10 protein-coding genes are annotated in these 10,405 nt (G+C 61.2%); 6 read left to right on the top strand and 4 right to left on the bottom strand.

Features of this window, described 5'->3' with window-relative positions:
• Window positions 1–93 precede the first annotated feature (93 nt).
• Window positions 94–900 (top strand): 4-hydroxy-tetrahydrodipicolinate reductase, encoded by an 807-nt coding sequence (dapB, locus tag AC52Q4_RS03040; protein WP_495535327.1) that lies wholly within the window; start codon window positions 94–96, stop codon window positions 898–900.
• 132 nt (window positions 901–1,032) lie between these two features.
• Here the strand turns inward: dapB and dapE are convergent, their stop codons facing one another.
• The 4 genes from dapE to map form a co-directional block, all read right to left on the bottom strand.
• On the bottom strand, window positions 1,033–2,169 hold the full coding sequence (gene dapE / locus AC52Q4_RS03045; RefSeq protein ID WP_495535328.1) for a succinyl-diaminopimelate desuccinylase: 1,137 nt from the start codon (window positions 2,167–2,169) through the stop codon (window positions 1,033–1,035).
• 32 nt (window positions 2,170–2,201) lie between these two features.
• A complete protein-coding gene (gene dapD / locus AC52Q4_RS03050; protein ID WP_495535329.1) occupies window positions 2,202–3,020 on the bottom strand; it encodes a 2,3,4,5-tetrahydropyridine-2,6-dicarboxylate N-succinyltransferase in 819 nt (272 codons plus the stop codon).
• Between the two features lie 174 nt (window positions 3,021–3,194).
• Window positions 3,195–5,897, bottom strand: a complete 2,703-nt coding sequence (gene glnD / locus AC52Q4_RS03055) for a [protein-PII] uridylyltransferase (RefSeq protein WP_495535330.1) — start codon at window positions 5,895–5,897, stop codon at window positions 3,195–3,197.
• Between the two features lie 17 nt (window positions 5,898–5,914).
• Window positions 5,915–6,676: a type I methionyl aminopeptidase gene (gene map, locus AC52Q4_RS03060; RefSeq protein WP_495535331.1), complete on the bottom strand. Its 762-nt coding sequence runs from the start codon at window positions 6,674–6,676 to the stop codon at window positions 5,915–5,917.
• A gap of 281 nt (window positions 6,677–6,957) precedes the next feature.
• On the opposite strand from map, the gene rpsB reads away from it, so the two are divergent.
• The 5 genes from rpsB to AC52Q4_RS03085 all read left to right on the top strand — a co-directional run.
• Complete coding sequence (gene rpsB, locus AC52Q4_RS03065; protein ID WP_495535332.1) at window positions 6,958–7,728, top strand: 30S ribosomal protein S2; 771 nt, start codon at window positions 6,958–6,960, stop codon at window positions 7,726–7,728.
• 53 nt (window positions 7,729–7,781) lie between these two features.
• Complete coding sequence (gene tsf, locus AC52Q4_RS03070; RefSeq protein WP_495535333.1) at window positions 7,782–8,669, top strand: translation elongation factor Ts; 888 nt, start codon at window positions 7,782–7,784, stop codon at window positions 8,667–8,669.
• Between the two features lie 46 nt (window positions 8,670–8,715).
• Complete coding sequence (gene pyrH / locus AC52Q4_RS03075) at window positions 8,716–9,435, top strand: UMP kinase (RefSeq protein ID WP_495535334.1); 720 nt, start codon at window positions 8,716–8,718, stop codon at window positions 9,433–9,435.
• A gap of 5 nt (window positions 9,436–9,440) precedes the next feature.
• The gene (gene frr / locus AC52Q4_RS03080) at window positions 9,441–9,998 is read left to right on the top strand and encodes a ribosome recycling factor (RefSeq protein WP_495535335.1); all 558 of its coding nucleotides are present in this window, start codon (window positions 9,441–9,443) and stop codon (window positions 9,996–9,998) included.
• 148 nt (window positions 9,999–10,146) lie between these two features.
• The coding region (locus AC52Q4_RS03085) for an undecaprenyl diphosphate synthase family protein (protein ID WP_495535336.1) at window positions 10,147–10,405 on the top strand (259 nt) is incomplete at its 3' end.

The raw sequence follows: 10,405 nt of genomic DNA on the forward strand, positions 1-10,405 counted from the left end.
TGTGGACGCCTGATGACTGCGGCCGGCCGATTCCTTTGGCGAGGCATTGCCGTGAATTGGCTCGTAAGCCGAGCGACGCAAGGGGAATGAACGATGATCAGGATCGCTATCAGCGGGGCGGCCGGCCGGATGGGGCGCACGCTCGTCGCGGCGACCGCACAGGATTCCCGCGCGCAATTGACAGCGGCGATCGAGCACCGGGGCAGCCGCTCGCTCGGTGCTGATGCTGGGGACCTGGCGGGGATCGGTGCGCTGGGAGTCATCGTCGCTGACGATTTGGAAACCGCGCTCTCCCACAGTGATGTCGTCGTGGATTTCACGCTGCCGGAGGCTACGATGGCAAACCTTGCGGTCTGCCGTGCGGCGGGCAAGCCGATCGTCATCGGTACGACCGGTTTCGACGCAGCGCAACGCCGCGAGCTCGCGCGTACGGCTGAGGCGCTGCCGGTTGTGCTCGCTCCGAATTTCAGCGCCGGTGTGAATCTGACATTCAAGCTCATTGAATTGGCTGCCCGGGCCCTCGGCGAGGACTACGATATCGAGGTGATCGAAGCCCACCATCGCCATAAGCGCGATGCCCCCTCCGGCACGGCACTGCGCATGGGAGAGATCGTCGCGGCGGCGCTCGATCGGGACTTCGACTCGAATGCGGTTTACAGCCGTCAGGGGCGCAACGCAGAGCGCGAGCGCAAAAACATCGGCTTTGCCAGTGTGCGGGGAGGCGATATCGTCGGCGAGCATACGGTGTTGTATGCCGGCCTCGGCGAGCGCCTGGAGATCACGCATCGCGCCTCGAGCCGCATGACTTTCGCCAATGGGGCGGTCCGCGCCGCCTTGTGGTTAGTCGGGCGAAACGCCGGTCTTTACGATATGCAGGACGTGCTCGGCTTGCGAGGCTGACCACGAATCGCCAGCCACAAAGGTTTCGCCTCAACGCGTCCGCCAACAGAGCGAAAGTGGCCTGCTTCACGACCAGGCGCGTTCCCGCGCGGACTCATTGAAATCGAGAGCCGGTTTGCCGCGCAGGGGCAGCTAAGCGAACAGGCGTTCCAGGATGTGCTCGTAAATGACCGAGACCGTTTCGAGCTCAGCCACCCCGACGTGCTCGTCGATCTGATGGATACTCTGATTGATCGGGCCGAGCTCGATCACCTGAGCACCGGTGCGGGCGACGAATCGGCCGTCCGAGGTGCCACCCGTGGTGGATGTCCGCGCGTGGCGCCCGGTCACCTCGCGGATTGCCGCGAGCGTTGCATCGAGCAGGGGGCCGTGTTCAGTAAGGAAGGGTTGGGCCGAAAGACGCCAGTCGATGTGATACTCCAGGTCATGGCGCGTAAAAGTGTGCTCAACTTCGAAGCGAATATCTTCCGCCGTCAGCTCGGTGCAATAACGAAAGTTGATGTCTGCGCGTAAGCTTCCGGGGATCACATTGGTGGCACCCGTGCCGGCATGGACGTTGGAGATTTGCATGGTTGTGGGCGGGAAGCTCGAATTGCCGTTGTCCCAAGTGCGCGCAGTCAGTTCCAGCAAGGCGGGGGCAAATTGGTGAATCGGGTTACTCGCGCGTTGTGGGTAGGCAACGTGGCCCTGAATACCGTGCACGGTCAGATGAGCGTGCAAGGATCCGCGGCGACCGATCTTGATCGTATCGCCAATCACGCGCTCGCTGCTCGGCTCGCCGACCAGGCACATGTCGATAACCTCGCTGCGCGCTTCGAGGGTTTCTACCACCCGCTTCGTGCCGTCCAAGGCGTCGCCCTCCTCATCGCTGGTAAGAAGCAGCGCAATGGAGCCGCGCAACGGTCCAGGATTTCGGCCGAGAAACCGCTCACACGCGGTGACAAAAGCCGCCACACTGCCTTTCATATCCGCGGCGCCGCGGCCGTATAACCGCCCCTCACGGAACGTGGGCTCGAAGGGGGCCGTGTTCCAGAGCGTCTCAGGCCCGCTCGGGACGACATCGGTATGCCCCACGAAGGCGAGCAGTGGGTGATCGGTTCCGTAGCGTGCCCAAAGGTTCTTTACGTTACCGAAGGGTAAGTGCTCGCAACGAAAGCCCAATGCCGCCAAACGCGCGGACAGCATCTCCTGACAGCCCGCATCATCCGGGGTCAGGGACTTGCGTCGAATCAGCTCGCAGGCCAGATCGACAGTGGAGCTGTTATCCATGGCGTTGAAACCGAACGCTGGTGTGTCCCCGCTCATGGGCGCAGCAATTCATTGATGCCGACCTTGGCGCGCGTTTTCTCATCCACCTGCTTGATGATCACCGCACAATAGAGGGTGTGGCTGCCGTCGCGCGCGGGAAGGCTGCCGGGCACTACCACCGCGCCGGCGGGGACGCGGCCGAAGCTCACTTCGCCCGTCTCCCGATTGTATATCTTGGTGCTCTGGCCGATATAGACGCCCATCGAGATCACTGCCCCCGCGCCGACGATAACGCCTTCGACGATCTCGGAGCGCGCTCCGATAAAGCAGTTATCCTCGATAATCGTCGGGTTGGCCTGCAAGGGCTCGAGTACGCCGCCGATGCCGACCCCGCCGGAGAGGTGCACGTCCTTGCCGATCTGCGCGCAGGAGCCGACCGTGGCCCAAGTATCCACCATGGTGCCCGTGTCGACATACGCTCCGATGTTGACGTAGGAAGGCATGAGGACTGCCCCTGGGGCGATGTAGGCCCCGCGGCGTGCCGTCGCGGGTGGAACGACTCGGACGCCGTTGGCGGCGAACTCCCGGGTGTTGTAGTCGGTGAACTTGAGGGGCACCTTGTCAAAGTACTGGTTCAACCCGTCGCGCATGACCATGTTGTCGTGCAGGCGAAAGTGCAGCAATACCGCTTTTTTCAGCCATTGATTGACTTGCCACTCGCCGTCGCGCTTCTGCGCGACCCGCGCCTCGCCGGTGTCGAGCATCTCCAACGCTGCAGCGACCGCATCCCGAAGCTCCGGCGAGGCCGTGCGCGGCGAGAGCTCGGCGCGATCTTCGAATGCCGCCTCGATGAGTTCTTTGAGCTGCTCCATTAGAGCCTCCTGGTTACCGGTGAGTTTTGCGCCTGGACCATGCATCCCTGCGCGGCGCGTGACAGGAAACGCCCGGATGGGCGCTTCCGGCAGAGCATCAGCCGCGGTTGCGACACATGCCGAGCATGCGAGAGCGCAGCAGTATAAGGCACTTCAGGTGAGTTCCGTAATGCATCAAACGCCGTCGGCACGTTTGCGCAGTTCATCCTCATCGGTCAATACACGCCGGAGCTGATCGCGCAGGCTTTGCTGGGTGGCTTCCGATAGCGCGTGATTGTTGCGGTCGGTGAGGAAAAACACGTCCTCGGCGCGCTCGCCCATCGTGGCGATTTTCGCATTCTGCAGCCGCACACCGCAGTGGGCGAAGGCGTAGCCGACTTGCGCGAGCAGGCCCGGGCGATCACCGGTGATGAGCTCCAGCGCGGTCCGATCGTTATGCGGATCGGCCGTGAACTCGATTTGCGTCTGCGTACTGAAGTGGCGCAGACGCCGGGGCAAGGCCCGGGTCGATGCCTGTGGCGCGGGTGCGAGATGGCCCAGCATGCGGCGCACATGCTCGGCGATTTCTTCTTCGCGGTAGCCGCGAGCAATGGGCCGGCCGGTGTTTTCCAGTACCAGATAGCTATCCAGCGCGTGCCCGTCGTCGGTCGTAATGATACGCGCGTCCTGAATGTCCAGGCCGAGCTGGCTCAGAGCGGCGACCGTGAGGGCGAAAATATGATCCCGATCACGCGTGTAAACGAACACCTCGGTACCGCCACGGCTGCTGACCGGCTCGATCAGAATGAGTGGCAGCTGTGCCTCGCCGCCAAGCCGGTGGATGGCGTCCGTATGCCAGACGATCTCTTCGGCGGAATAGCGCAGGAAGTAGTCCGCGGTGAACGGACGCCAGATCGCACGCACGGTCATGTGATGCAGCCCACGTGCCCGCAGCGCCTTGCGTGCCTGAGCTTGTGTTTCGCCAATGAGCTCTTCGGCGTCGATGGGGTTGCCCAAGCCGCGGCGAATGGCTCGCTGGGTAAGCTGGAAGAGCTCTAGCAGCAACGCCTCCCGCCATGCATTCCAAAGCTTGGGGTTGGTGCCCCGGATGTCGCCCACGGTAAGCAGGTAGAGATAGTTGAGATGTTGCATATCGCCTACCTTGCGGGCGAATTCGTTGATCACCTGCGGGTCGCTGATGTCGCGGCGCTGCGCGGTCATGGACATGAGCAGGTGGTGTCGAACCAACCACGCCACCAAACGGCTGTCGTAGCGGCTCAAGCCATGGTGCATGCAGAATTCATAGGCATCCTCGGCACCGAGCTCGGAATGGTCCCCGCCCCGCCCCTTGGCGATGTCGTGAAACAAGCCTGCCAAGTAAAGCAGCTCGGGCTTGGGCAGGCGATTGATCAACTCGCTGCAGAAGGGAAATTCGTGAGCGAACTCCGGAGCGGCCAAACGACGCAGATTGCGTACCACCATCAAGATGTGGGAGTCCACCGTATAGGCATGGAAAAGGTCGTATTGCATTCGTCCGGTAATACGGCGTATGGCGGGTAAGTAGCGACCAAGGACGCCGTACGTGTGCATTCTACGCAGCGCATGCGTGATGCCGCGCGGCTGACGCAGGATCTCCATGAACAGGCTGCGGCAACGCAAATCGTTGCGAAACCGCTCGTCGATTAGGTGATGGTGCTGGCGGATCAACCGGATTGTTGCGGCGCGCACACCCTTGATCTCGGGATGTTCCTGAATCAGCAGAAACACCTCCAGCAGCGCGAACGGGTAGCGGCGAAACACGTTGGCTTGAGTGACCTCGATGAAGCCGCGCTTGATTTGAAAACGCTTGTTCAGCTTGCGGGGTGCCTCGTCCAACTCGGCGTAGAGTATGACCTCCTGGTAGAGCTGGAGGAGCATTTCGTTCAGGCAGCTGAGCCGCATGACGATGCGGTAATAACGCTGCATGAGTTGCTCGACAGCCAATGTGTGCTCGCTATCGCGGTAGCCGAACTGCCTGGCGAGGGTAACCTGGTAGTCGAAGAGCAAGCGGTCCTCGCGACGACCGGTGAGCACGTGCAGCGCGAAGCGAAGATCCCAAAGAAAATGCTGGGCGCGCATCAGCGCGTTGTACTCGCCCTCGGTCAAAAACGCATGGTCCACCAGGTCGTGCAGTGTCTCGGCGCCGAACTGCCGCTTGGCCACCCAGCCGATCATATGGATGTCGCGCAGCCCTCCCGGGCTTTCCTTGAGGTTGGGTTCCAGGTTATGGGCGGTATCGTGGTACTTTCCGTGGCGGGCGAGCTGTTCGCGCCACTTGGCCTCGAAAAACTCGCGGCTCGACCAGATCCGATTCGGGCCGGTGCACTGCACCATGGCTTGATAGAGAGGCGGGGAGCCGGCGAGCAGGCGTGATTCCATCAGATTGGTGGCGACGGTAATGTCCTGTGCCGCCTTTTGGATGCACTCGTCCAACGTGCGTACGCTATGGCCGACCTGCAGGCCGATGTCCCAAAGCTGGGTGACGATGCATTTGAGCGCGCTGTCGAAGCGGTTGCCAGCGGAGTTGGCGAGAACGACCAGCAGATCCGTGTCCGAGCCGGGATGAAGCTCGCCGCGGCCGTAGCCACCCACGGCGACCAACGCGGCGTCCTCTTCACCATCGCGCAAATAGAGATCCCATACGCGGGTGACCAGCGCATCCACAATTTCCGCGCGCAACGCCACCAATTCCGCGGCCGGCGTGCCTTCCAGAAAGCGCGCCTGCAGGATCTGGTCGGCGTTGGCAAGGTTTTCCCGCAACAACGGCGTCGCCGCTTGGCCCGCCTGCAATGCCCGGTCTATTGTCGCGACATCGAGCAGATGGGGATCATTGCGAATACGGGCGGACGTGCGGCTCATTGGCGTCGTTTGCTACCTCATACAGAGTCGAGCTGAGTGAGTATCTCGTAGCCGTGGGCGGTGACGAGCACTGTGTGCTCCCATTGCGCCGATAGGCTGTGATCCTTGGTCACCACCGTCCAACGATCCTTGAGCAGCCGGGTTTCGCGACGCCCGGCATTGATCATGGGTTCGATGGTGAACGTCATCCCTTCCTGCAGTGCAAGCCCATCGCCTTCTTTTCCGTAGTGAAGCACCTGCGGATCCTCGTGGAAGTTCCGCCCGATTCCGTGCCCGCAATACTCACGCACCACGGAATAGCCGTGATTTTCGGTAAACTGCTGAATGGCGTGACCGATATCGCCAAGCCGAACCCCCGGGCGCACTCGCTCGATTCCTACCATCATAGCCTGATAGGCGACCTCGCAGAGGCGACGCGCCTGAATGGAAGGTTCGGTGACGTAAAACATGCGGCTGGTATCGCCGTGGTAGCCGTCCTTGATTACGGTGATGTCGATATTGATGATGTCGCCCCGCTTGAGCTTTTTCGAGCCCGGGATGCCATGACAGACGACGTGATTGACGGACGTGCAGATCGATTTCGGAAAGCCGCGATAATTGAGAGGCGCCGGGATCGCCTCGAGATCGTTGACGATGTAGTCATGACAGACCCGATCGAGCTCCTCGGTGGTTACGCCGGGTTGCACGTAGGGCTCGATCATCTTCAGAACCCGCGCCGCGAGACGACCGGCACGGCGCATTGATTCAATCTCTTCCGGGCTCTTAATGGTGACGGACATTGAGCAGACCTTGTACGGATCCAGAGGTTTGATAGAAGCCACCAACCCGGCCCTGATGGAGGCAGAGCGACCTGGCGACAAATTGTGGCTGGGTTGGAAATATGGTATAAAGCGCGCGCTTCCCAGGCAAACGGCGGTTTCATAATCCGCACTTTAACCGCAATATCCGGGCTCAGTCCCGGCACACACCACACATGCACCGTCACACGCGACCGGGTGCCCGATGCGGGTTGTCGCGTGCGGGTGTATGGAGGCTCAACCCGAACGAGGAGAGATCAGCCATGGCGAGAGCGACCATGAGACAAATGCTCGAAGCCGGCGTGCATTTCGGGCATCAGACACGCTATTGGGATCCGAAGATGGCGCCCTACATCTTCGGTCAGCGCAACAAGATCCATATCATCAATCTCGAGAAGACACTTCCGCTCTATCTCGAGGCCATGAACTACATGGGGCGACTGGCGGCCAACGGCGGGCGGATCCTGTTCGTGGGCACCAAGCGAGCCGCGCGCGAGGCGCTCCGCGAGGAGGCCAAGCGTTGCGCCATGCCCTACGTCAATCATCGCTGGCTGGGCGGAATGTTAACCAATTTCCGCACGGTGAAACGCTCCATCCGCCGTTACAAGGATCTCCAGCAACAGGAGCAGGATGGCACATTCGATAAGCTGAACAAGCGCGAGGTGCTCTCGCTGCATCGCGAAATGGTCAAGCTCGAGCGCGCTTTCGGCGGTATCGTCGATATGGAGGCGCTACCGGATGCTTTGTTCGTGGTCGACACCGGATTCGAGCGAATCGCCGTGCAAGAAGCACGTAAGCTCAATATACCGGTGGTGGCCGTGGTCGATACCAACAACTCGCCGCGAGGAATCGACTACGTCGTACCCGGCAACGATGATGCATTTCGTGCGATTCGCCTTTACTTGCAAGGTGCGGCCGACGCGATCATCGAGGCACGCATGGCCGGTGTCCGGCCGAGTGGCGATGACGAGTTCATCGAAGTCGAGGCGGCTGCTGCTGAAGCGGCTGCCGAGGCAGAGCAGCAGTCTGAATGAACGCCCGGTGGCCTGGGCGATTCGACAATGCATCGGCAAGAGGTGAAATTCGCATGGCGATTAGCGCGCAATTGGTAAAGGATCTCCGTGAGCGTACCGGCGCCGGAATGATGGAATGTAAAAGGGCGCTGCAAGAAGCCGACGGCAACGTGGATAGCGCGATTGAGGTTTTGCGCAAGCGTGGCCTAGCAAAGGCCGAGGGCAAGGCCGGCCGGCTTGCCGCCGAGGGTGCGATCGTCATCGCCATGAGCGAGAATCGTACGCAGAGCGCGATGCTCGAAGTCAATTGCGAGACGGATTTCGTGGCCGCGGATCAACACTTTAAAGGCTTCGTAGACCAGGTCGCAGGCCAACTTGTCGCGGAAGGTCCCGATGACCTCCCGGCTTTGAGGAGACTGTGGCTGGGGGACGGCTCGAACGACACGGTCGAGAGGGCGCAAAAGTCGCTCATCGCCAAGCTCGGGGAGAATATTCAAATCCGGCGCTTCATCCGCTACCAAACCCAGGCGGGCTTGATCGGCGCCTACCTACATGGCAACCGGATCGGCGTTTTGCTCGAGATGGAGGGGGGCGATGCCGTGCTCGCCCGTGATATTTGTATGCATATTGCGGCCAGCCGTCCGTTGTGCCTCGGCAAGGAAGACCTTCCGGCGTCCGTCTGGGAGAAGGAGCGGGAATTCCTCGCGGCGCAGGCGAGTGAGAGCGGCAAGCCTGCGGAGATCGTGGACAAGATGGTCGAGGGGCGGTTGCGCAAGTGGCTGGAGGAGGTCACTCTGCTGGGGCAGCCCTTCGTCAAGGATCCGGATCTCAGTGTCGGTGCGCTGCTGGAGCGTGCCGATGCCCGGGTGGTGCGCTTTACACGCTACGAGTTGGGTGAGGGTCTGGAGAAGAAGCAAACGAATTTCGCCGAGGAGGTAGAGGCTCAGGTCAAGGGCTCTTGACGCCCGCGCGCGTGCCGGGCCTGCCCATGATATGGGAGTGCCGCCGATGAACGTGCCGAAGTATCGCCGCATACTGCTGAAGCTAAGCGGTGAGGCGTTGCTCGGAGAGGCAGCCTATGGGGTTGATCCCGAGGTGCTGAAGCGGCTGGCCATGGAGATCGGCGACCTCGTTGCACGCGGTGTGGAAGTCGCGCTGGTGATCGGCGGTGGCAACATCTTTCGCGGCGCGGGTCTGGCTGCTACGGGGATGGATCGTGTAACAGCCGATCAGATGGGTATGTTGGCGACGTTGATGAACGCGCTCGCGCTGCAGGACGCCTTGGAGCGGGAGAAGATTTTTACCCGCGTCATGTCTGCTATCAAAGTCAATCAGGTCTGTGAGGACTACATCCGGCGCCGGGCCATTCGCCACCTGGAAAAGGGCCGCGTCGTCATCTTCGCGGCCGGCACGGGGAACCCGTTTTTCACTACCGACTCGGCGGCAAGCCTGCGCGCCATCGAGATCAACGCTGATATCATGTTCAAGGCAACCAAGGTCGACGGCGTCTACAGCGCGGACCCGCACAAGGAGTCCGGCGCGCAACGCTATCAGCGGCTGACCTACGATGAGGTGCTCGACCGTAAGTTGAACGTGATGGATGCGACAGCCATCGTTCTCTGCCGAGATCAGAATATGCCCATCATGGTCTTTGATATCACCCGCCCCGGCTGCCTTCGCGAGGTGATCGAGGGACGCGCGATCGGAACATTTGTGGATAGGGGGTGACGCCCATGATCGAGGACATCGACAAAGATGCGGCCGCACGGATGGGCAAGAGCATCGAAACCCTGAACCATGAGTTCCATAAGATCCGCACGGGAAGAGCTCATACGAGCTTGCTCGACCATATAAGCGTTGCTTATTACGGCGCCAAAATGCCCCTCAACCAAGTCGCCTCGGTGGCTGTGAGCGACTCGCGCACATTGAGCGTCACTCCTTGGGAGAAAGGCATGATCCCTGTGGTGGAGAAAGCGATACTCGAATCGGATCTCGGATTGACTCCCAATACCGCAGGTGGCGTTATCCGCATCCCACTGCCGGCGTTGACCGAAGAGCGCCGTCGTGAGCTGATACGCGTAGTCAGGCATGAGGCTGAGCAGGCGCGGATCGCCGTGCGGAACATCCGGCGCGACGCCAACAGCGCGCTCAAGGCTCGGCTCAAGGAAAAGGAGATCACGGAGGACGATGAAAAGCGCGCAGAGGATGACATTCAAAAGCTCACCGACAAGCACATCAATGAGGTGGACAACCTGCTCGCCGCCAAGGAAAAGGAGTTGATGGAGGTTTGAGCCGTTATGCCGGAGCTCTGAGGCCCGGTATGGACGCTGGGGGTGATCTCCGCCGTGGCCTCGGATGGGTCAACAACCGGATTGCGGCGATAGGATGCTCGAACGAGCCCAATCGGATGGCCGATGGCGGTGTAGTTCGGGAGTTGTGATGAGCGACGAGCAGAGCGATTTCCAAGCGCCTGATATCGAGGGTGCTGTCCCCCGCCCTGTGGCCAGTATCATGGACGGCAACGGCAGCTGGGCACAGGCCCGCCTCCTATCCCGTCATCGCGGCCATCGCGCCGGCGCGCGGGGAGTACGTAAAGTCGTCGAGGCTTCGGCCCGGGCGGGGGTCAAGTCACTGACACTTTTCGTGTTGAGCAGCGAAAACTGGCGGCTCCCATCAAGCGAGGTGGGAATGGTCATGG

The sequence above is a fragment of the Nitrococcus sp. genome, from assembly GCF_059432795.1.

Excerpts from the sequence above, each read along its gene's own strand:
- dapB (WP_495535327.1), top strand. The coding sequence starts at position 94 with ATGATCAGGATCGCTATCAGCGGGGCGGCCGGCCGGATGGGGCGCACG.
- dapE (WP_495535328.1), bottom strand. The coding sequence starts at position 2,169 with ATGGATAACAGCTCCACTGTCGATCTGGCCTGCGAGCTGATTCGACGC.
- dapD (WP_495535329.1), bottom strand. The coding sequence starts at position 3,020 with ATGGAGCAGCTCAAAGAACTCATCGAGGCGGCATTCGAAGATCGCGCC.
- glnD (WP_495535330.1), bottom strand. The coding sequence starts at position 5,897 with ATGAGCCGCACGTCCGCCCGTATTCGCAATGATCCCCATCTGCTCGAT.
- map (WP_495535331.1), bottom strand. The coding sequence starts at position 6,676 with ATGTCCGTCACCATTAAGAGCCCGGAAGAGATTGAATCAATGCGCCGT.
- rpsB (WP_495535332.1), top strand. The coding sequence starts at position 6,958 with ATGGCGAGAGCGACCATGAGACAAATGCTCGAAGCCGGCGTGCATTTC.
- tsf (WP_495535333.1), top strand. The coding sequence starts at position 7,782 with ATGGCGATTAGCGCGCAATTGGTAAAGGATCTCCGTGAGCGTACCGGC.
- pyrH (WP_495535334.1), top strand. The coding sequence starts at position 8,716 with ATGAACGTGCCGAAGTATCGCCGCATACTGCTGAAGCTAAGCGGTGAG.
- frr (WP_495535335.1), top strand. The coding sequence starts at position 9,441 with ATGATCGAGGACATCGACAAAGATGCGGCCGCACGGATGGGCAAGAGC.